The organism is Cupriavidus sp. 01L43 (assembly GCF_056399925.1).
Window position 1 is genome coordinate 101,907 of sequence record NZ_JBFTSH010000018.1, and the last position, 19,508, is coordinate 121,414.

Here is a 19,508-nt window from a genome sequence, read left to right on the forward strand (position 1 = left end):
GGCAGGGGTGCGCTAGCCGCCATCGCGCTCAGTCCAGCAGGTGCCGACGGCCTGCCCGCCACCGTTGTCGATGACCCGATGCAGCATGCCGCGCAGTACGTCGATTTCCGCCTGGCTGAAGCCGACGAAATGGCGCCGCATCACGTTGCAGTAGACGGCAGGCAGTTGGGCGGCGATGGCCGTGCCCTCGGGCGTCAGCGACAGGTCCACCACGCGGCGGTCGTCGTCGCGGCGCGTGCGCACGATAAGTCCCCGTTTCTCAAGCCGGCTCAACATGCGGGTGATCGATCCGGCATCGGTGTTCAGGCTGCGGCCGATGTCGGTGACGGTACTGGCGCCACCCATCGACAACATGATCAGGCAGCTCGCCTGGGCGTGCGTGATGTCCAGGCCATTCACTTCCTGCTCGATGCCGAGCGTTAGCAGGTTCTTGGCCCGGGCCAGCAGGTAACCAACGCTGGAGCCAAGCTCGTAGACGGCCGGATCGAAAAGATCCGGCTCGGCAGGCCCTGCGCCGGAAGTGGCCGTAAAAGTGGTGTTAGATTCACTCATTGTTTGTCGCCGCAATCTTTGCTGTGACAAATATATGCATGTGACGCACGATCCGCAAGAACGGAAATTCGTCATTGCAGAAACCGCAACGACGCCTAACATAGAAGGTCGATCCGCAGCAGAGCGTTTTGCGCCGCAGCATGCTAGAATGTCGGGTTAATTTTTCGAACGCTCCGCGTCAAGGGGACGCCGCAATGACCCGCGCCATCCGTAACATCGCCATCATCGCCCACGTCGATCATGGCAAGACCACCCTGGTCGACCAGCTCCTGCGCCAGGCAGGTACCTTCCGTGAAAACCAGCAAATGGTTGAACGCGTGATGGACTCGAACGACCTGGAAAAGGAACGCGGGATCACGATCCTCGCGAAGAACTGTGCCGTCGAGTACAACGGCACGCACATCAACATCGTGGACACCCCGGGCCACGCCGACTTCGGCGGTGAAGTGGAGCGCGTGCTGTCGATGGTCGACGGCGTGCTGCTGCTCGTCGATGCCGTGGAAGGCCCGATGCCGCAAACGCGTTTCGTGACGCGCAAGGCACTCGCGCTCGGCCTGAAGCCGATCGTCGTGATCAACAAGATCGACCGTCCGGGCGCACGCCCTGACTGGGTGATCAACCAGACCTTCGACCTGTTCGACAAGCTCGGCGCCAACGACGAGCAGCTCGACTTCCCTGTGATCTTCGCCTCGGGGCTGAACGGCTATGCCGGTCTGACCGAAGACGTGCGCGACGGTGACATGAAGCCGCTGTTCGAGACCGTGCTGACCAAGGTGCCGGTTCGTAACGACGACCCGGACGGTCCGCTGCAGATGCAGATCATCTCGCTCGACTACTCGAGCTACGTCGGCAAGATCGGCGTGGGCCGCATTTCGCGTGGCCGCGCCAAGTCGCTGCAGGACGTGGTGGTCAAGTTCGGCCCGGAAGGCAACCCGATCAAGGGTCGTATCAACCAGGTGCTGAAGTTCCGTGGCCTGGAGCGCGAAATCGTGCCCGAGGCGGAAGCCGGCGACATCGTGCTGATCAACGGTATTGAGGAATTGGGTATCGGCTGCACCGTGTGCGCGCCGGACGCCCAGGACGCCCTGCCGATGCTGAAGGTGGACGAGCCCACGCTGACCATGAACTTCTGCGTGAACACGTCGCCGCTGGCCGGCCGTGAAGGCAAGTTCGTGACCAGCCGCCAGCTGCGCGAACGCCTGGACCGCGAACTGAAGTCGAACGTGGCCCTGCGCGTGGCCGAGACCGGCGACGACACGATTTTCGAAGTGTCGGGCCGTGGCGAACTGCACTTGACCATCCTGCTGGAAAACATGCGCCGCGAAGGCTACGAGCTGGCCGTGTCGCGCCCGCGCGTGGTGTTCAAGGAAATCGATGGCGTGAAGCATGAGCCGTACGAACTGCTGACCGTGGATGTGGAAGACGGCCACCAGGGCAGCGTCATGGAAGAGCTGGGCCGCCGCAAGGGCGAACTGCTCGACATGGCATCGGACGGCAAGGGCCGTACTCGCCTGGAGTACCGTATTCCGGCGCGTGGCCTGATCGGCTTCCAGGGCGAGTTCCTGACGCTGACGCGCGGCACGGGCCTGATCAGCCACATTTTCGACGACTATGCACCGGTGCGCGAAGGCGGCCTGGGCGAGCGTCACAATGGCGTGCTGATCTCGCAGGACGACGGCGACGCCGTGGCGTACGCACTGTGGAAGCTGCAGGATCGCGGCCGCATGTTCGTGAAGCCGGGCGATGCGCTGTACGAAGGCATGATCATCGGCATCCATAGCCGGGACAACGACCTCGTCGTGAACCCGATCAAGGGCAAGCAGTTGACCAACGTGCGCGCCTCGGGTACTGACGAAGCCGTGCGCCTGGTGCCGCCGATCCAGATGTCGCTTGAATACGCGGTGGAATTCATCGCCGATGACGAACTCGTGGAAATCACCCCCAAGAGCATTCGTCTGCGCAAGCGCCACCTGAAGGAGCACGAGCGTAAGCGTGCTTCGCGCGACACCGTGTAACACTGGTTTGCCCCAGAAAAAGCCGCGCCCTCGAGCGCGGTTTTTTCATGGTTCAACGTGTTTGGGGCTGCGCCACTCGGGCGGCTTCCAGAAGTAGCGCGGGTCTCGGGCGTGCCAGGCGTCGCAGAACATGTCACGCCATTCGTGGAAGGTGAGTGTCAGCGGGTTGTGCGTGCGTATCTGCCGCGTGATGCCGTATTCGGGCGCGGCCTCCTCGGGCACGAAGCTGCCGAACAGGCGATCCCAGAGGGTCAGCACGCCCGCGTAGTTACGGTCGATGTACTGCGGATTCTTCGCATGGTGGACCCGATGTACCGACGGCGTATTGAGAACCATCTCAACGAGCGGCCAGCGCCGGCCCAGCCGCGTATGGACGAAGAACTGGAACGCGAGGTTCAGGCCGACGGCCAGGATCACCCAATCTGGCGTAAATCCGATGAACGCGAGCGGAATCCAGAACAGCCACATGCCCGAGATCGGATAGGTCAGGCTCTGCCGGAAGGCCGTCGAGAAATTCATGCCTTCCGATGAGTGGTGCGCCACGTGCGACGCCCACAGCCAGCGCACCCGATGGCTGGCCCGGTGGAACCAGTAATAAAGAAAATCCTGTAGTAACAGCAGCAGCGCGAACGACCACCAGGTCTCCGGCACCGCGCGCAGACCGTGCGCGTAGCACCACGTGTAGACCGTGCGGATCAGCAGCCAGAGGAAGAAGGCGTCCGACGCCTGATGCATCAGCGCGAGGCTGGCGTTGGATAGCGTGTCCCGCCAGCTATAGACGGCGGGGTCGCGGCGCGCCCAGTACCAGGCCTCCCAGCCGATAGTCAGCAGGAAGACCGGCGCGAAGGCCATCAGGATCAGGCCGGGATCGAAGCCGGCGGATTGCGGGGGCGTGACGTGCATGGCGCAAGTGTGCACATTTTCAAGGTTTTTGCGTGGAGGGCTTCCTCCATACGCACCATGTGCTCGATCGTGCGCGCGCGCGTCGTCTATCGCACATCATCACAAATCTGCAACACAGACTATCCATCGCGATGCATCAAGGTTCGTGCGGGCGCGCCGTCATTGCGTGTGCGGCCGAGGAGGAGTGGCCGCTTTTCACGTTACGGAGAGTCGCCCCCATGTTTCGCAACACTACGATCGGAGCCAGGCTGTGGCTCCTCACGATTGTCACGAATTTGTTGCTGCTGATTGTCGGCGGCGTCGGTTGGCTGGGCATGTCGCGCAGCAACGACGCCACGCGTCAGGTCTATCAACAGCAGCTTGCCGCCGCGACGTATCTGGCCGAAGCGCGCTCCAACCAGTTGCTGGTGCGCGTGCTGCTGGACCAGGCCGCGTTCGCCACCGATCCGGCCGACGCCAAGGCGCGCGCGGCCACGGCACAGGACTTCGCGCGCCAGTCGGACGCGGCCTGGAAATCGTATCTTAAGATTCCTCGCAATGAGGAGCAGACGCGCGCCACCGAGGCCGTATCGGCCCGCCGCCAGGCGCTGTTCACGCAGGGCGTGGCGCCGATGATCGCCGCACTGCACGCCGGTAACCGCGACGCGATGATGACGGCGGTCATGGACACGATTCCCAAGCTCGACATCCAGTTCACGGCCGTCAACACGGAACTGGCCCGTCTACAGGTGGCGAGCGCCAAGGCCGTGTACGAAAGTTCTCAAGATCGTTACGGTCGGCTGCTGACGCTCTCGCTCGTCGTGCTGGCCGTGGGTCTGCTGTTCAGCACCGTGGTGGCCTGGCGCCTGCGGGTCTCCATTGTCCGGCCGCTCGACGTGGCCATCGCCCGCTTCGCCCGCATTGCCGACGGGGATCTCGGCACCGCGCATCGGGAGGACGCCGGCGTAATGGTCGACGAGCACGCCAGGAATGAGACGAGTCGCATGCTGGGGATGCTCGGCCGCATGCAGGCGCGGTTGCGCGAGATGGTGGGCGAGGTGCGCGGTGGCGCCGACTCGATCGCCGCCGCCAGCGCGCAGATCGCCAGCGGCAACGCCAACCTGTCGCAGCGCACCGAGCAGCAGGCCGCGTCGCTGGAGGAGACCGCATCGAGCATGGAGCAGCTGACCAGCACCGTACGCCACAACGCCGATAGCGCGCGCGACGCCACCTCGCTGGCGACTAACGCCCAGACGCTTGCCGAGCGCGGCAGCGCGGCGGTTTCGCGCGTGGTGGACACCATGCGCGCCATCGACGCCGGCGCCAACAAGATCGTCGACATCATCGAGGTGATCGAGAAAATCGCGTTCCAGACCAACATCCTGGCGCTCAATGCCGCTGTGGAAGCCGCTCGCGCGGGCGAGCACGGACGCGGGTTTGCCGTCGTGGCGGGCGATGTTCGAGATTTGTCTCAACGTTGCGCGGCGGCGTCGAAGGAGATCCGGGGGCTGATCGGCGCGTCGGTGTCCAGCGTGCGCGAAGGTACCTCGCTCGTGGACGGGGCGGGCAGGGCGATGCAGGACATCGTGGACGAAGTACGACGCGTGAGCGACATCATCGGTGGCATCAGCGCGGCATCGGACGAGCAGTCGCGCGGCATCGAACAGGTGAACGTGGCGGTGTCCCATATGGACGGCATGACGCAGCAGAACGCGGCGCTGGTCGAGGAAGCGGCTGCCGCGGCGGCGTCGCTCCAGGACCAGGCCCAGCGGCTGACGGGTCTCATGGCCGCCTTCCGGCTGGCCTGAGCCGAGTCCGTTGAGACGATTCTGAAAATCGCAAAGTGGCCCGGCATCGTCATGTGGCTGGCGTAAAATCGCTGGCAACAAGAAAGGAGCAGAGACACATGACGGAGTTTGGATCGACGCAGGCAGTGGTGGAAGTGACGACCGAGGAGCGTGGCGGGGTGGCGTATCTGACGCTGAACCGCCCGCAGGCGCTGAACGCGCTGTCGCTGGAGATGATTCGCGCGATCACGGACGCGCTGACGCGCTGGGAGGCCGATCCGGCGGTGCACGCGGTGGTGGTGGCGGGCGCAGGCGGCAAGGCGTTCTGCGCTGGCGGAGACATCCGCTGGTTCCACAAGGCATGGCACGCGCAGGACCCGCTGCTCGACCAGTTCTTCGTCGAGGAATACGCGCTCAACCACTTGATTCACCGCTACACGAAGCCCTATATCGCGCTGATGGACGGCGTGGTCATGGGCGGTGGAATGGGCATTTCGCAAGGTGCCCGCCTGCGCATCGTCACGGATCGCACGAAGATGGCGATGCCCGAGACCAATATCGGCCTGTTCCCAGACGTGGGCGGCGGCTGGTTCCTCGCCCGCACGCCGGGCCGGCTGGGCGAATACCTGGGCTTGACCGGCACGGTCATCCACGCCGCCGATGCGCTGTACGCGCGTCTGGCGGATGCCTACCTGCCCGCCAATGCGCTGGCCGAGATGGTAGCGGCGCTGCAGGCGGCCCGGTTCAGCAGCCCCGAGTCGGTGCTGGCACATATCGCCAGGTTCACGGACCAGCACGCAGCGGCCTGCCAGCCGGCCGACAGCGGCCTCGCGCGGCTGTCGGACCAGATCGACACCGCGTTCGCGGGCGCGACGGTGCCGGCCATCCTCGCCACCATCAGCGATGCCGAAGGCGATTGGGCCGCCCAGACCGCCGCGATGCTTCGCAGCCGTTCGCCGCTGATGCTATGCGTGACGCTCGAGCAGATTCGCCGTGCGCGGTCGATGGCGCTGGACGACGAGCTGCGCATGGAACTGGACATGATGTACCACGTGTTCCGCATTGGCGAGAAGGTGGAAGGCATCCGCGCGCTCGCCGTGGACAAGGACCATCAGCCCAAATGGCAGCCGGCGCGGCTTGACGACGTGACCACGGCACGTGTGCGATCATTCTTCGATAGCCCGTGGCGGCGCGAGGAACATCCGCTGGCCGGTCTGGGTCGATAGACTGAATCGATAGACAACTCGGGCAGGGCAACATGCCCCGCCCGGATTTTCGCTGCATCCGTTGCAATCCGTTGTACTTCAACCGTCAACAGTGAAAGGAACCCGTGATGAGCAATCCTCGTGATGTCGCCGTAGTGGTGGGAAGCCTGCGCAAGGAATCCCTGAACCTGAAGCTGGCCAAAGCGCTGGCAGCACTGGCGCCGCCGCAGCTGAAACTGGATATCGTGGATATCCGGCAGCTGCAGATGTACAACCAGGACGACGACGACAATCCACCGGCCGAGTGGGTGGCGTTCCGCGACCGCATCCGCCGCGCAGATGCGGTGCTGTTCATCACGCCCGAGTACAACCGCTCGGTGCCCGGCGTCCTCAAGAACGCCATCGACGTCGGCTCGCGCCCCTATGGGCAGAGTGCCTGGGACGGCAAGCCGGGCGGCGTGATCAGCGCATCGCCGGGTGCCATTGGTGGCTTCGGCGCCAATCACCACCTGCGCCAGTCGCTGGTATTCCTCAATATCCCGGTCTTGCAGCAGCCCGAAGCCTATATCAGCGGCGCAGACAAGCTGTTCGACGCGCAGGGCGGGATTGCGAACGAATCGACACGCGGCTTCCTGAGCAAGTACCTGACGACGTTTGCCAGTTGGATCGACAAGAACGCCGCTCGCTGATCCAGGTGGGGAAGGCAGGGTCAGCCCAGTCCTACAGTGCGAAGCGGGGCGGCCCCGACATCGCCGGCAGGTGCCTGTTTCTATAGTGGAGTCAAGCCCACTACAGATATTCAGGAGGAAAACCATGCCGTACATCGTCGCGTGGCTACTCGGCGTCCCGGCCTTCGTGCTGGTTCTGATCTGGCTGTTCATGCATTGATGCCCCCCGCATCACGAGCAAGAGCCAAACGGCGCTTTCGGGCGCCGTTTTCTTTGACGCAGCACCCCGCCGAATGCAACCGGCGCATCCCTTACCACGCCCTGCAACGCACGCCCAGCTCACGTATACTGCGGGTCTCCCAATAGCCGGGTTCGTCCCAGGCTACATCCGCTATCCCAAGACCCGCATGACCGTAAATCCCCGCCGCATCTCGGTGGCCCCGATGATGGATTGGACTGATCGCCATTGCCGCACGTTTCACCGCGCGTTGAGCCGGGACACCTGGCTCTATACCGAAATGGTGACGACGGGCGCGCTTCTTCATGGCGATGTGGCGCGCCACCTCGATTTCGACGCCGCCGAGCAGCCCGTAGCGCTTCAACTGGGCGGCAGCGAGCCTGCCGACCTCGCCCAGGCGGCAAAACTCGGCGAACAATGGGGTTACAAGGAAATCAACCTCAACTGCGGCTGCCCGTCGGAGCGCGTGCAGCGTGGCGCGTTTGGCGCTTGCCTGATGGCGGAGCCGACTCTGGTGGCGGATTGCGTCAAGGCGATGCGCGATGCGGTGTCCATTCCGGTGACGGTCAAGCACCGGATCGGTATCGACACGATCGAGCATTACGATTTTGTCCGCGATTTTGTTGGCACGATCGCTGATGCGGGATGCGAGACGTTTATCGTCCATGCGCGCAACGCGATATTGAAGGGCCTGAGCCCAAAAGAAAATCGCGAAATCCCGCAGCTCCGTTATGAGGTCGCTTATCAGCTAAAACGCGAGTTTCCGAAACTCGAGATTCTGATCAATGGTGGCATCGTGACCTACGACGAGATCGCCGAGCATCTGCAACACGTGGATGGCGTCATGATTGGCCGCGAGGCGTATCACCAACCGTATTTCCTGTCGGAAATGGATACGCGCTTCTATGGCGCGACCACGCCTATTTCTGCGCGGCAGGAAGTGGAGTTGGCGATGCAGGACTACATCGGCGCTTTGGTGGAGCAAGGCGGTTACATGGGCGCCGTCACGCGGCACATGCTGGGCTTGCATCGTGGCATTCACGGTGGCCGGGGTTGGCGGCGTGTGCTGTCAGATGCACGTCGCATGCACGCCGCGCGTAGCCGTATCGCCGTGGACGCGCTCTTCGAAGAAGCGCGTAGCCACCTGCGTCCGGACCTGCTTGAGGCAGCCTGAGCGCCCGCCGGAATCGAAGGAAAACTCTAATTTCGAACGATCGTTCTATGCAGGGTGCCCGGACGGGTGCGTGCAGCGGTGTATTGGGCAGTCGGTGGCGTCGAATCCCGCACCAGCAAAGGGATTCCCCTAATTCGCCGCTTAGCGGGCACCTTCTTACACTGTGCTTGCCCTCGAATACAGGGCTTTCTTCAACTGATTATTGGGCCCGCCGTGTGCGGGCTCTTTTTTTGTCCGCCGTACCTTGGGTTTGCCCGAATAGTGCTCACGATCCGGGCCGACTACATTGATCCTGCCTTCAGGGCATTGAGATCGCTAATTTAAGAGTCCGCTACGGCGGGCTCTTTTTTTTCGTCCTCACATTCTGCGCGTCCCCAAAAAAAGCAGGCGACTCTTGGTTACCAAGGCCGCCTGACGGGAATGTCGAGGGGGGTCAATGTCCCTCGCGAAAGAGTATCTATCAGCACCAATTGCGCCAGAACCCTGCGTTCGTGGGGCCCGCCGCGTTTTTCGTGCGGTAGCCGATAGACATTTTGACTTGGCGAAACGGCGTTCGATGTCCCACGCTATAGACATCTGGATTTCTGAAAGTAGGTAAGCGGCGTTTTCGTCATGTTACGATGCCATCAATGCCGCGGCAGTCGGCATGTGGCCTGTGAATCCTGTGCAACCAGGGTTTCGGTGGGGGAAAAGCAAGTGGGCTGGCCGGTAGTCGGCGTCGCAGCGCGTGCACGAGCATGGGCCGGCGCGACGGATCGGAAGCGAGCCTTGGGGGATAGCACATGGTGGATGGGGAAGAGCCATTTGGCGAGGTCTTCGAGGACTTCCGCCTGATCTGGGTGGCCGAGCGTCTGCAGGACGGCAAATGGACTGCGCGGTACTGCTGGCACGCCGGCACCTCGGTGGACGCGGGTAAAGCATTGCAGCGCGATGTGCTCAATGGCAAGTCCCGGCGACTGCTCGGCTTGTTCCCGAGCGAGGCCGAGACTGTTGCCGCAATCAAGGAGGCGGTGCTGCTCGAAGCGAAGTGGCATGGCAGTCGATAAGGCAGGCGAGGCCGGTTGAAATTTTTTGTGCGGAATACTAGCCATCCTCTGAAGATCCTTGTAGAATCTTGTTTTTCGTTGAACGGCAACGCCGGTTAGCGGAAGCGCCAGCGGCAAGCTGGCAAAACCTCTACGGTGGCTGTAGCTCAGTTGGTAGAGTCCAGGATTGTGATTCCTGTCGTCGTGGGTTCGAGTCCCATCAGCCACCCCAAATTGCTTAACAAAACGGCCACTTACTCAAGTGGCCGTTTTGCTTTTCTGCGTGCCGTTGCTACCCGCTCAGCGAGCACTCCCGTCCTGATTCCCCTCCGAGAAATAGTAGAGATGGGTGTTGTCCGGCGCTTCGGCGTGGCGACGAAATTTTTCGCTGTCCGATTCGGCGCTGGCCTTGGCCAGTTCCGCGGCTTGTCGATAGGGCATCGGCTCCTTGTCCTTCTCGACCTCCAGCAACCGCGTCTGCTCATTCACGCGCACGCTGAACCGGCCCAGGTTGTAGAACAGGTACATGGCGTAGAGATTGTCGAAGTCGCGATAGGCCCCTTGCTCCCTGCGGAAATCGAGCGACAGGACGGAGGGGAAGCGGTTGGGCAGGTCCTTGAATGCCACCTTCTCCTCTTCGCGAGGTTCCACATAGGTGGAGCTGCCGTACTTCTTGTACAGCACTACGTCCATACCGTATCCGCGCTTGCCCCATTCCTTGATCAGCTTCATCGCCATCTCCGTGGGAATATTCGCGGTCGCGGCGGCCACCACGCGTCGCCCGGATAGGACTTTGGGGCTCTTTATCGTCAAATCCTTGTAGCCGGCGCCGTACTTGAAGGCGGCGCCGATGGTCTTGGCGCAGTTCAGGCGCAAATAATCGTATTGGATTGTGCCGCTGTGATATTCGGTGTCCGTTGCCCGCCGATGGTAGTCGTCATTGATGCGGCGGAAGTAATCGACCAGCGACTGTTTTTCCTGCGTGGGCACGCCGTAGACCCGCACACCGATCACCGACCGCTTGTAGATCTCGCCATAGTCGAGGCCAAACATCGTCGTTTCCGCGATGGAGGAGGCCGTCTTGAACAGATATTCCTTCTTTGGGATGCCCGCCATCAGATTGGCGGTGTAAAAATCATTCTCGTGCTTGGGCGTGCGGTCGGCGTAGAAATTTGCCGAGTAGACAATGTCGTCGCCGAGCGTGTCGTCACGGACGCCCAGGGCGATATGGCCAGCCGATCCGCCCTTCGATGTCCCAAAGCTGATCAACAGCTCCAGGTCGTAGGGCTCTTCGCGAAGTAGGTCGGTAATCTGATCGATATTGGCGGGCTCGGGGCCACCCTTGCTACCGAACTCAGCAGCAACCCCCGGCCCCGAAATCAGTGCGGCAATGACCAGGAGCCATGCCGCCAGGCTTGTCCTCATTGCGTCCCTTATATCGTCAGCCAGTGTCCGTCGATCCTTCACCAAAAGAATAATCGTTGATCGGCCCATGTGCCGGAAAACCGTCGGGGGCGTGGATGCACTGGGCTTTGTTCCCGGATCATGTGCGACAGCCCACATAGTGACAAGTTTTCGAGAATGATTTTCGCTACGCTTCACGGCGGGCCAAATGGTCTAATCCATATCATCTAGGCAAATCACCTATACGAAGCGCGAGGTCATGCCGTGGCGGAGCGAATTCGATTCAACCCTGATGTAGCACTGGCGGCATTTTCCAGTGTGATCCCGATGCCGACCTTGGCTGCCATTAACGCGGCTATCGATCGATCCTTCGGCGAACAGCCCGAGCGTGCCGAGCCATTCGCAATGGCTGAGTTACTACGTCGCAATGAAGCCTTCCGCAAGCTCGAGGAGACGGTGTGCGCCGAGACTCGGGCCATGGCCACCACGCTCCTGAAGAAGTCGCTGCGTTGGGAAGCGTTCCACGTGATTCGTTGTGCCAGCACGTCTACGCGCAACKAGAGCCATTGCCGCCACTACGATTCGCATCTGCTGACGCTGCTGATTCCGCTGAAGCTCGCCCCCGATKGCGTTTGCAACGGTGATCTGCTGGTTTATCACCCGCCACGGCTGGCGGTATCCACTGTGGCCAATGTTTTTTGCAAGCTTCGTCATGGCATTCAGCGCAATCTGCCGTTTCCCATCAGAAAATGGCTGACGCTACGGGATCTGCGCCGTGGCCGCTGCAACCGCGTGCCGGTGGAGCCGGGCAGCGTCTATGTCTTCAACGGCTTTGTGCTCCAGCATGCCAACCTTGATGTGGAAGTTGGCGAGCGCCGGTCGTTGCTGATTCACTACTACGACCCTGGCTACTCGGCGGGTCTGAGCGGGACCGTGCGGGGCGTGCGTATGCTGTGGGACCGTCTGCGCAAGAACATGACTGGCATGTACCCTGGTACCTGATCCAGCCGGGGAGGGCGAAAAAAAACCGGCACTCGGCGGGGTCGACAAGTTCCGGTTTCGCGCATCGGCGCCAATGCGCCAGTACTACGGATGCGCGCCATCGAGTGTAAAGCACCTCTCACGATGAATTAAACGTTCTCTTAATTTCACGTGGTGGGCTCGCAACTGCACTATTTACAATGATTTGGGCGACGCGGATCCGCCGCTAGCGGTTCATGCGTCCAGTTTGTCGGGCATATCCGCAAGTTCCAGCATCCGGCAGATTGCAGCCATGCTGCCGACCATCGTACGACGCTGGGCGCCCTGGTAGACGCGCACGCCCTTGGTTTGGCGGAACGGCACGGGCTTGACCGGGCGGCGGGAAGCGGTGTGGTTGACTGGCAGCATGGCGGCACCTCGAAGTTTGCGACAGCAGGAGTCCACGCCCGTCGTCCGGAGAGAACGGGGCGGCGTTGGCACTGCAAAACTGGGGACCAGGACAGGCGGCCGCCCGTCCGGTCTCGGAAGTCAGAAGCCCGAGGAGCGGATTAGCCCGACGGCGATGCCTTCCAGCGAAAATTCCTCGCGGCCGGCCTGCACCACGATATTCTCGAAATCCGGGTTTTCGGCGATCAGCTCGATCATGTCGCCGCGCCGCTTCAGGCGTTTGACGGTCACATCGTCGCCGATCCGCGCGACGACGATCTTGCCGTTGGCGGCTTCGCTGGCTTTCCTGACGGCGAGCAGGTCGCCGTCGAGGATGCCGGCATCGCGCATGCTCAGGCCCCGCACGCGCAGCAGGTAATCAGGTCGATCATCAAATACCGAGGCGTCTACCTGGTACTGACGGTCGATGTGCTCTGCGGCAAGGATCGGGCTGCCTGCGGCCACGCGGCCCACGAGCGGCAGCGTCAGCTGCATCACGCCGGCCATCGGCAGCGAGAACTGGTCCGTCATCTCCGAATCGCTACGTGCCACCTTGAGGCGGATGCCGCGCGACGCGCCAGGCGTCAGCTCGATCACGCCCTTGCGGGCCAGCGCTCGCAGGTGTTCCTCGGCAGAGTTGGGCGAGGAGAAACCGAATTCGGACGCGATCTCGGCACGGGTCGGCGGAATGCCGGTGTGCCGGATCGTGTTGCGGATCAGGTCGAAGATCTGCTGTTGCCGGGGTGTCAGGGTCGCCATGGGTCGCCGGTCTCTCGTGGTGCCGAAGCACTGTATGTTTAAACAGTATGCTGTGATTTTATACAGTATCGAGTGAAGTGCAAGCACAATTTGCAGTGGCGATGTGGGGCATGCGCGACACCCGGCGGACTCCAGTGCGCCCGGCGACACGGGTTTGCGAGAGCGGCGGCCCTCGGCGTGCCACAGTTACAATCGCCTGAACCACCCGCTCACTCGCTCGATTTTCTCGCTATATGTCTACGTCATTGCCCCGCATCGTCGTGCTCGCCACCGGCGGCACCATCGCAGGCTCGTCCGCCAGCCCCGCCAGCAGTGCGCAGTACCGCGCGGCCACCGTGCCGGTCTCGTCGCTGATCCAGGCCGTGCCTGCGCTGGGCGAGGTGGCCCGTGTGGAGACGGAGCAGGTGGCCCAGATCGACAGCAAGGACATGGCCTTCAGCCTGTGGGCGACGCTTGCCGCACGGGTGGCGCATTGGGTCGCGCAGCCCGATGTGGTGGGCGTGGTGATTACCCACGGCACGGACACGCTTGAAGAAACGGCGATGTTCCTGCACCTGACGCAGCGGAGCGCGGTGCCGGTGGTGCTGACCGCGGCAATGCGCCCGTCCACGTCGCTCTCGGCCGATGGTCCGCTGAATCTGCTCGACGCAGTGCGCGTGGCGGCAAGCCCGGATGCGCGCGGGCAGGGCGTGCTCGTGGTCCTGAACCAGGAAATTCATGCGGCCCGCGATGTCGCCAAGGTCCATACTTCGGCGGTCAATGCGTTCACGTCGCCGGCGGGCGGGCCAATTGGTTTCGTGCAGGATGCCTACGTGCGCTTTGCACGCGCGTGCGCCCCCAGCGACGCGCCAGCGCTGCCCGTGCCTACGGCGTGGCCGCTTGTCGAAATCGTGGCGAGCTATGCCCAGCCGGGCAGGGTGGCCGTGGATGCGATGGTCTCGGCCGGCGTAAAGGGGCTCGTGGTGGCGGCCACCGGCAATGGCTCGGTCCATGAGACGCTGGGCGACGCGCTGGCCGATGCAGCTGCGCGAGGCGTGGCCGTGGTGCGAAGCTCCCGCACGGGCGCCGGCCATGTGGCGGGGCCGGCACGCCCGCGCCTGGCCTCGGGCGAATTCGCCTCCGCCGGCAATCTCAATCCGTACAAGGCGCGCGTGCTGCTACTGCTGGCGCTGGCGGCGGATGCGTCGCTTGGCACCGATCCGGCTCGCCTGCAGGCCGTTTTCCGACAATACTGAGAGATTCCCAGCGTCCTGCCGGGATGCCGGCTTGCGTGCTGGCCCGGAACCGGGCTATACTCGCGGGCTATTCAACCTTGCTACACCGGACATGGCGCCCGGGTGGCTACATCCAAAAGGAGCGTCAATGCGTCATTACGAAATCGTATTTATCGTCCATCCGGACCAAAGCGAACAAGTGCCGGCGATGATCGAGCGTTACAAGCAGCTCGTCACGTCGCAAAACGGCCAGGTTCACCGCGTGGAAGACTGGGGCCGCCGTCAGATGGCCTACATGATCCAGAAGCTGGCCAAGGCTCACTACGTTTGCCTGAACATCGAATGCGGCAAGGAAACCCTGGCCGAACTCGAGCACGCCTTCAAGTTCAATGACGCCGTGCTGCGTCACCTGATCGTGCAGACCAAGAAGGCCGAGACCGCTCCTTCGCCGATGATGAAGGAAGTGCAGCGCGAAGAAGCCCGCAAGGCCGCGCAAACGACCACGGAAGGCCAGGCTGCCTGAATGCAGTCTGCGGTGCCGGTCGTGGCAGGCGAAATCCGCCACGGCAGGCCAGGTAGCGAGAGCGGGGGAGCACAGCGGTGAACCAGTTAAGGCTGACCGCCACCCTCGCGGAGCGCGATGCGCTGCGCTACACCCCGGCCGGTGTACCCGTCGTCAACTGCATCCTGCAGCATGCCGGCGAGGTCATGGAGGCGGAAACGCCCCGGCAGGTGGAATTCGCCATCGCGGCGATGGGGATAGGTCCCGTCGGCCAGCGTCTGGAGCGGTTACCGCTCGGCACGCTGCTCGACTGCGAAGGATTCCTCACCCGCAGGCACCGCAACAGCAAGGCACTCGTCTTTCACATCACTGGATGTAAAGCATTCGTAAAGGATTGAATCATGGCATTCGTCAAACGTGACAACAAGAACAAGAAGCGCTTCCAGCAACAGAACCCGCTGTTCAAGCGCAAGCGCTTCTGCCGCTTCACCGTGGCTGGCGTGGAACAGATCGACTACAAGGATCTGGACACCCTGAAGGACTTCATCGGCGATAACGGCAAGATCACGCCGGCTCGTCTGACCGGTACCAAGGCTCACTATCAGCGTCAGCTGGATACGGCCATCAAGCGCGCCCGCTTCCTGGCGCTGATGCCGTACACCGACCTGCACAAGAACTGATAGTCCCAGGACCGCAAGGAGAAATACACGATGCAAGTCATTCTGCTGGAAAAAGTCATCAACCTGGGCAACCTGGGCGACATCGTTCGCGTGAAGGACGGTTACGCTCGTAACTTCCTGATCCCGTCGAAGAAGGCGCGTCGCGCCACGCAAACCGCGATCGCCGAGTTCGAAGTGAAGCGCGCCGAGCTGGAAAAGGCCGCTGCCGCTAAGCTGGCCGCCGCTCAAGGCGAAGGCGAGAAGCTGAACGGCCTGACCGTCCAGATCACCCAGAAGTCGGGTGTGGACGGCCGACTGTTCGGTTCGGTGACCAACGCCGACATCGCCGAAGCCCTGGAAACCCAAGGCTTCAAGGTCGAGAAGGCCCAAGTGCGTCTGCCGAACGGCCCGCTGAAGATCGTTGGCGACCACCCGGTCAACGTTGCGCTGCACACCGACGTGGTGGTGGACGTGACCGTGTCCGTCCTGGGCGAGCACGTCTAAGCAGCACCGTATCGATGCGCCGGCCCCGGCCGGTGCGTCCGATGCACAAGAAGGCAGGAGCTGCGCTCCTGCCTTTTTTATTGCCGCCGCGCCCTTGGGCCGGGTCCGGCGCCGCTATAATCCCACCCCATGAATGCGCCTGCCGCCGATCCCCAACTAGACAGTCTCAAGGTTCCCCCGCACTCCATCGAGGCCGAGCAATCGGTACTCGGCGGTCTGCTGCTGGACAACGCCGCCTGGGACCGTATTGCCGACTTCCTCTCCGAATCGGACTTCTACCGCTTCGATCACCGCCTCATCTTCCAGAGCATTGCCCGCCTGATCTCCGCCACCAAGCCGGCGGACGTGATCACGGTGTATGAAATGCTCCAGGTGGCCGGCAAGGCCGAGGAGGTGGGTGGGCTGGCCTACCTGAACTCCCTGGCGCAGAACACGCCGAGCGCGGCCAATATCCGCCGCTATGCGGAAATCGTGCGCGAGCGCTCGGTGCTGCGCAAGCTGGTCACCGTGGCGGACGACATTGCCTCGGCCGCCTTTGCGCCGAAGGGCCGCGAAGTCCGTGAGCTGCTTGATGAAGCAGAATCCAAGGTTTTTGCGATTGCCGAAGAGGGCTCGCGGGGGCAGAAGGGCTTCCAGGAAATCCAGCCGCTGCTGACGCAGGTGGTGGAGCGGATCGACGAGCTGTATCACCGCGATTCCGCCACCGACGTGACCGGCGTGCCCACTGGCTTTATCGACCTGGACAAGATGACCAGCGGCATGCAGGCCGGCGACCTGATCATCGTGGCGGGCCGTCCGTCGATGGGTAAGACGGCATTTTCGCTGAACATCGGCGAACATGTGGCCGTGGAGCAGGGTCTGCCCGTGGCTGTGTTCTCGATGGAAATGGCCGGTGTGCAGCTGGCCATGCGTATGTTGGGCTCGGTAGGCCGGCTCGACCAGCACCGGTTGCGTACCGGCCGCCTGCTGGACGAGGACTGGCCGCGCCTGACCCATGCCATCCAGCGCATGAACGACGCACAATTGTTTATCGACGAAACGCCAGCACTGAACCCGATGGAGCTGCGGGCGCGTTCGCGCCGCCTCGCGCGCCAGTGCGGGCAGCTTGGCCTGATCATCATCGATTACCTCCAGCTGATGTCCGGCTCGGGCAGCGGCGAGAACCGCGCGACCGAGATTTCGGAGATCTCCCGGTCGCTGAAGGGCCTCGCCAAGGAACTCAACTGCCCGGTGATCGCGCTGTCGCAGCTGAACCGAAGCCTGGAACAGCGTCCGAACAAGCGTCCGGTGATGTCCGATCTACGTGAATCGGGCGCCATCGAACAGGATGCCGATGTGATCCTGTTCATTTATCGCGACGAAGTCTACAACCCGGACTCGCAGGACAAAGGGACATCGGAAATCATCATCGGTAAGCAGCGTAACGGCCCGATCGGCACCGTTCGGCTCACGTTCCTGGGTCAATTCACGAAGTTCGACAACTTCAGCGGTGGGCCGGCGTTCTTTGACAACGACACCTGATCCCACACGGCAACCCCTGAGCGGGCCGTAACCCTGTAAAATATTGCGCTTTGATGACAGCCGCCCAGCGCGGCTGTCGTGCAATCTGCGCCGGCGTGTGCCGGGCTCCCCTTTGCAACACAACCTGACGCGCCAGCGCGCGCGCCACAAGGACATTTCATGTTCGGCCGATTCATGCCCACCGAGGGCAAGTTCTTCGAATACTTCAACCAGCACGCCGATTGCGCGGTGACCGCCGCCCACGAGCTGGAAGCCCTCGTCAACGACCTGCCCAACGCTGAAGCCCATGCCCGGCGCGTGCAGGCCACCGAGAAGAAGGCTGACCGCATCACGCACGACACGATCGACCTGCTGCACAAGACCTTCATCACGCCGCTGGACCGCGACGAGATCCACAAGCTCATCACGACCATGGACGACATCCTGGACCTGATGGAAGACGTGGCCGAGACGATCTCGCTCTACGACGTGACCAGCCTGACGGACGAAGCCCGCCGCCTGGCCACCATCTGCGTGCAGTGCTGCGATCAGGTGAAGATTGCCGTGGGGCTGCTCGAAGACATGGGTAATGCCAGCACGATCCTGAAGACCGCACAGCAGATCGACCAGCTCGAGTCCGAGGCAGACCGCGTGATGCGCTCGGCCATGTCGAAGCTGTTCCGGGAAGAGACCGACGTGAAGCGCCTGATCAAGTTGAAGGCGATTTACGAGCAGTTGGAGACCATTACCGACAAGTGCGAGGACGTGGCCAACATCATCGAAGGCATCGTCCTGGAAAACGCCTGAGGCGCGCACTCGCATGCAAACCATTCAAATGAGCTTGTGGGTGATCGGCCTGCTGGTCGTGCTCGCGTTGCTGTTCGACTTCATGAACGGCTTCCACGATGCGGCCAACTCGATCGCCACGGTGGTGTCCACGGGTGTGCTGAAGCCGCACCATGCCGTGGCGATGGCCGCCATGTGCAACGTGGTCGCGATCTTCGTGTTCCACCTGAAGGTGGCCGCCACCGTCGGCACGGGCACGATTGACGTCAACATCGTCGATCACTACGTTATCTTCGGCGCGCTGGTCGGCGCCATCGCGTGGAACGTCATCACGTGGTTCTACGGGATTCCGTCGTCGTCGTCGCACGCGCTGATCGGCGGACTGGTCGGCGCAGCGGTGGCCAAGGCCGGCACCGGCGCGCTGGTTGGTAACGGCCTGATCAAGACCGTGGCCTTCATCCTGATTTCGCCGCTGCTCGGCTTCGTGCTGGGATCGATAATGATGGTGGTGGTGGGCTGGACGTTCTTCCGCACGCCGCCGTCGCGCGTGGACCGCTGGTTCCGCCGTCTGCAACTGGTGTCGGCGTCGCTCTATAGCCTCGGCCACGGCGGCAATGACGCGCAGAAGACCATCGGCATTATCTGGATGCTGCTGATCGCGAGCGGCCATATCGCCACGGGGGCCTCGGGCCCGCCGACCTGGGTGATCGTGAGCTGCTACGTGGCCATCGGCATGGGCACGCTGTTCGGCGGCTGGCGTATTGTCCGCACCATGGGCCAGAAGATCACCAAGCTGAAGCCAGTTGGCGGTTTCTGTGCTGAGACGGGCGGGGCGATTACGCTGTTCATCGCCTCGGCGCTTGGTGTGCCGGTGTCGACCACGCACACGATTACCGGCGCCATCGTTGGCGTGGGTTCGGCGCAGAAGATGTCCGCCGTGCGCTGGGGCGTGGCGGGCAACATCGTCTGGGCGTGGGTGCTGACCATTCCGGCGTCGGCGTTCATGGCCGCCATCGCATGGTGGATTGGCCGGCAGATCCTCTGACGGGACCGTGCAGAAACAAGAAAGCCAGGCATCTGAACTGACCCCCAGAAGTTGGACGGTTGATGGCTAGGCCGGAAAGGGCTGAGTCCTGTATTGCACGGGACTCAGCCCTTTTAGTTTGAGCTTGATGCGGTCATGATTGTAGTAGTGAATGTATTGGCGCAGTCCATCCTGCAGTTGCT

21 protein-coding genes and 1 tRNA gene are annotated in these 19,508 nt (G+C 62.6%); 16 read left to right on the forward strand and 6 right to left on the reverse strand.

Annotated features, from left to right (window positions below):
- Positions 1-12 precede the first annotated feature (12 nt).
- Positions 13-552, reverse strand: a complete 540-nt coding sequence (locus AC1DP9_RS23500; protein WP_477108638.1) for a MarR family winged helix-turn-helix transcriptional regulator — start codon at positions 550-552, stop codon at positions 13-15.
- Positions 553-746: 194 nt separating this feature from the next.
- Between AC1DP9_RS23500 and typA the strand changes: the two genes are divergently transcribed.
- A complete protein-coding gene (gene typA / locus AC1DP9_RS23505; protein ID WP_092289575.1) occupies positions 747-2,567 on the forward strand; it encodes a translational GTPase TypA in 1,821 nt (606 codons plus the stop codon).
- A gap of 45 nt (positions 2,568-2,612) precedes the next feature.
- On the opposite strand, the gene AC1DP9_RS23510 is transcribed toward typA, so the two are convergent.
- Positions 2,613-3,470: a sterol desaturase family protein gene (locus tag AC1DP9_RS23510; RefSeq protein ID WP_477108639.1), complete on the reverse strand. Its 858-nt coding sequence runs from the start codon at positions 3,468-3,470 to the stop codon at positions 2,613-2,615.
- A gap of 218 nt (positions 3,471-3,688) precedes the next feature.
- Between AC1DP9_RS23510 and AC1DP9_RS23515 the strand changes: the two genes are divergently transcribed.
- The 6 genes from AC1DP9_RS23515 to AC1DP9_RS23540 all read left to right on the forward strand — a co-directional run bounded on the left by AC1DP9_RS23515 (position 3,689) and on the right by AC1DP9_RS23540 (position 9,778).
- The gene (locus tag AC1DP9_RS23515) at positions 3,689-5,257 is read left to right on the forward strand and encodes a methyl-accepting chemotaxis protein (protein WP_477108640.1); all 1,569 of its coding nucleotides are present in this window, start codon (positions 3,689-3,691) and stop codon (positions 5,255-5,257) included.
- Between the two features lie 98 nt (positions 5,258-5,355).
- Positions 5,356-6,462: an enoyl-CoA hydratase/isomerase family protein gene (locus tag AC1DP9_RS23520; RefSeq protein WP_477108641.1), complete on the forward strand. Its 1,107-nt coding sequence runs from the start codon at positions 5,356-5,358 to the stop codon at positions 6,460-6,462.
- 107 nt (positions 6,463-6,569) lie between these two features.
- Positions 6,570-7,130 (forward strand): NADPH-dependent FMN reductase, encoded by a 561-nt coding sequence (locus tag AC1DP9_RS23525; RefSeq protein ID WP_092289568.1) that lies wholly within the window; start codon positions 6,570-6,572, stop codon positions 7,128-7,130.
- 386 nt (positions 7,131-7,516) lie between these two features.
- Positions 7,517-8,521, forward strand: coding sequence for a tRNA dihydrouridine(20/20a) synthase DusA (gene dusA, locus AC1DP9_RS23530; protein ID WP_477108642.1), 1,005 nt, complete (start codon positions 7,517-7,519; stop codon positions 8,519-8,521).
- A 782-nt stretch (positions 8,522-9,303) separates the two neighbouring features.
- On the forward strand, positions 9,304-9,567 hold the full coding sequence (locus AC1DP9_RS23535) for a hypothetical protein (protein WP_477108643.1): 264 nt from the start codon (positions 9,304-9,306) through the stop codon (positions 9,565-9,567).
- Between the two features lie 135 nt (positions 9,568-9,702).
- Positions 9,703-9,778: transfer RNA gene (locus AC1DP9_RS23540), tRNA-His, on the forward strand.
- A 68-nt stretch (positions 9,779-9,846) separates the two neighbouring features.
- On the opposite strand, the gene AC1DP9_RS23545 is transcribed toward AC1DP9_RS23540, so the two are convergent.
- On the reverse strand, positions 9,847-10,971 hold the full coding sequence (locus tag AC1DP9_RS23545; RefSeq protein ID WP_092289461.1) for a hypothetical protein: 1,125 nt from the start codon (positions 10,969-10,971) through the stop codon (positions 9,847-9,849).
- 243 nt (positions 10,972-11,214) lie between these two features.
- Here AC1DP9_RS23545 and AC1DP9_RS23550 point away from each other — a divergent pair, with 243 nt between their 5' ends.
- Positions 11,215-11,952, forward strand: coding sequence for a hypothetical protein (locus tag AC1DP9_RS23550; protein WP_477108644.1), 738 nt, complete (start codon positions 11,215-11,217; stop codon positions 11,950-11,952).
- A gap of 213 nt (positions 11,953-12,165) precedes the next feature.
- On the opposite strand, the gene AC1DP9_RS23555 is transcribed toward AC1DP9_RS23550, so the two are convergent.
- Together AC1DP9_RS23555 and lexA are read right to left on the reverse strand one after the other, a co-directional pair.
- Positions 12,166-12,339, reverse strand: a complete 174-nt coding sequence (locus tag AC1DP9_RS23555) for a hypothetical protein (protein WP_177219820.1) — start codon at positions 12,337-12,339, stop codon at positions 12,166-12,168.
- A 120-nt stretch (positions 12,340-12,459) separates the two neighbouring features.
- The gene (gene lexA / locus AC1DP9_RS23560) at positions 12,460-13,116 is read right to left on the reverse strand and encodes a transcriptional repressor LexA (protein ID WP_092289457.1); all 657 of its coding nucleotides are present in this window, start codon (positions 13,114-13,116) and stop codon (positions 12,460-12,462) included.
- 233 nt (positions 13,117-13,349) lie between these two features.
- Between lexA and AC1DP9_RS23565 the strand changes: the two genes are divergently transcribed.
- The 8 genes from AC1DP9_RS23565 (at position 13,350) to AC1DP9_RS23600 (ending at position 19,326) form a co-directional block, all read left to right on the forward strand.
- On the forward strand, positions 13,350-14,351 hold the full coding sequence (locus AC1DP9_RS23565; RefSeq protein ID WP_477108645.1) for an asparaginase: 1,002 nt from the start codon (positions 13,350-13,352) through the stop codon (positions 14,349-14,351).
- A gap of 127 nt (positions 14,352-14,478) precedes the next feature.
- The gene (rpsF, locus tag AC1DP9_RS23570) at positions 14,479-14,853 is read left to right on the forward strand and encodes a 30S ribosomal protein S6 (protein WP_019448365.1); all 375 of its coding nucleotides are present in this window, start codon (positions 14,479-14,481) and stop codon (positions 14,851-14,853) included.
- A gap of 77 nt (positions 14,854-14,930) precedes the next feature.
- The gene (priB, locus tag AC1DP9_RS23575) at positions 14,931-15,230 is read left to right on the forward strand and encodes a primosomal replication protein N (protein ID WP_092289453.1); all 300 of its coding nucleotides are present in this window, start codon (positions 14,931-14,933) and stop codon (positions 15,228-15,230) included.
- A gap of 3 nt (positions 15,231-15,233) precedes the next feature.
- Positions 15,234-15,512 (forward strand): 30S ribosomal protein S18, encoded by a 279-nt coding sequence (gene rpsR, locus AC1DP9_RS23580; RefSeq protein WP_006163606.1) that lies wholly within the window; start codon positions 15,234-15,236, stop codon positions 15,510-15,512.
- A gap of 30 nt (positions 15,513-15,542) precedes the next feature.
- Positions 15,543-15,995, forward strand: coding sequence for a 50S ribosomal protein L9 (gene rplI / locus AC1DP9_RS23585; RefSeq protein WP_092289451.1), 453 nt, complete (start codon positions 15,543-15,545; stop codon positions 15,993-15,995).
- A gap of 129 nt (positions 15,996-16,124) precedes the next feature.
- Positions 16,125-17,516 (forward strand): replicative DNA helicase, encoded by a 1,392-nt coding sequence (locus AC1DP9_RS23590; RefSeq protein ID WP_092289449.1) that lies wholly within the window; start codon positions 16,125-16,127, stop codon positions 17,514-17,516.
- A 159-nt stretch (positions 17,517-17,675) separates the two neighbouring features.
- Positions 17,676-18,302 (forward strand): DUF47 domain-containing protein, encoded by a 627-nt coding sequence (locus AC1DP9_RS23595; protein WP_092289447.1) that lies wholly within the window; start codon positions 17,676-17,678, stop codon positions 18,300-18,302.
- A gap of 13 nt (positions 18,303-18,315) precedes the next feature.
- Positions 18,316-19,326: an inorganic phosphate transporter gene (locus tag AC1DP9_RS23600; protein ID WP_092289446.1), complete on the forward strand. Its 1,011-nt coding sequence runs from the start codon at positions 18,316-18,318 to the stop codon at positions 19,324-19,326.
- Positions 19,327-19,392: 66 nt separating this feature from the next.
- Here the strand turns inward: AC1DP9_RS23600 and AC1DP9_RS23605 are convergent.
- On the reverse strand, positions 19,393-19,508 hold a 116-nt coding region (locus AC1DP9_RS23605; protein ID WP_441592170.1), incomplete at its 5' end, for an IS3 family transposase.

What these genes read in the sequence shown, in the direction of transcription:
- AC1DP9_RS23555 (WP_177219820.1), bottom strand. Translation starts at nt 12,339, where the DNA reads ATGCTGCCAGTCAACCACACCGCTTCCCGCCGCCCGGTCAAGCCCGTG.
- AC1DP9_RS23535 (WP_477108643.1), top strand. Translation starts at nt 9,304, where the DNA reads ATGGTGGATGGGGAAGAGCCATTTGGCGAGGTCTTCGAGGACTTCCGC.
- AC1DP9_RS23525 (WP_092289568.1), top strand. Translation starts at nt 6,570, where the DNA reads ATGAGCAATCCTCGTGATGTCGCCGTAGTGGTGGGAAGCCTGCGCAAG.
- rpsR (WP_006163606.1), top strand. Translation starts at nt 15,234, where the DNA reads ATGGCATTCGTCAAACGTGACAACAAGAACAAGAAGCGCTTCCAGCAA.
- AC1DP9_RS23565 (WP_477108645.1), top strand. Translation starts at nt 13,350, where the DNA reads ATGTCTACGTCATTGCCCCGCATCGTCGTGCTCGCCACCGGCGGCACC.
- AC1DP9_RS23500 (WP_477108638.1), bottom strand. Translation starts at nt 552, where the DNA reads ATGAGTGAATCTAACACCACTTTTACGGCCACTTCCGGCGCAGGGCCT.
- AC1DP9_RS23515 (WP_477108640.1), top strand. Translation starts at nt 3,689, where the DNA reads ATGTTTCGCAACACTACGATCGGAGCCAGGCTGTGGCTCCTCACGATT.
- AC1DP9_RS23510 (WP_477108639.1), bottom strand. Translation starts at nt 3,470, where the DNA reads ATGCACGTCACGCCCCCGCAATCCGCCGGCTTCGATCCCGGCCTGATC.
- rplI (WP_092289451.1), top strand. Translation starts at nt 15,543, where the DNA reads ATGCAAGTCATTCTGCTGGAAAAAGTCATCAACCTGGGCAACCTGGGC.
- typA (WP_092289575.1), top strand. Translation starts at nt 747, where the DNA reads ATGACCCGCGCCATCCGTAACATCGCCATCATCGCCCACGTCGATCAT.
- dusA (WP_477108642.1), top strand. Translation starts at nt 7,517, where the DNA reads ATGACCGTAAATCCCCGCCGCATCTCGGTGGCCCCGATGATGGATTGG.
- AC1DP9_RS23590 (WP_092289449.1), top strand. Translation starts at nt 16,125, where the DNA reads ATGAATGCGCCTGCCGCCGATCCCCAACTAGACAGTCTCAAGGTTCCC.
- AC1DP9_RS23520 (WP_477108641.1), top strand. Translation starts at nt 5,356, where the DNA reads ATGACGGAGTTTGGATCGACGCAGGCAGTGGTGGAAGTGACGACCGAG.
- AC1DP9_RS23595 (WP_092289447.1), top strand. Translation starts at nt 17,676, where the DNA reads ATGTTCGGCCGATTCATGCCCACCGAGGGCAAGTTCTTCGAATACTTC.
- AC1DP9_RS23545 (WP_092289461.1), bottom strand. Translation starts at nt 10,971, where the DNA reads ATGAGGACAAGCCTGGCGGCATGGCTCCTGGTCATTGCCGCACTGATT.
- rpsF (WP_019448365.1), top strand. Translation starts at nt 14,479, where the DNA reads ATGCGTCATTACGAAATCGTATTTATCGTCCATCCGGACCAAAGCGAA.
- lexA (WP_092289457.1), bottom strand. Translation starts at nt 13,116, where the DNA reads ATGGCGACCCTGACACCCCGGCAACAGCAGATCTTCGACCTGATCCGC.
- AC1DP9_RS23600 (WP_092289446.1), top strand. Translation starts at nt 18,316, where the DNA reads ATGCAAACCATTCAAATGAGCTTGTGGGTGATCGGCCTGCTGGTCGTG.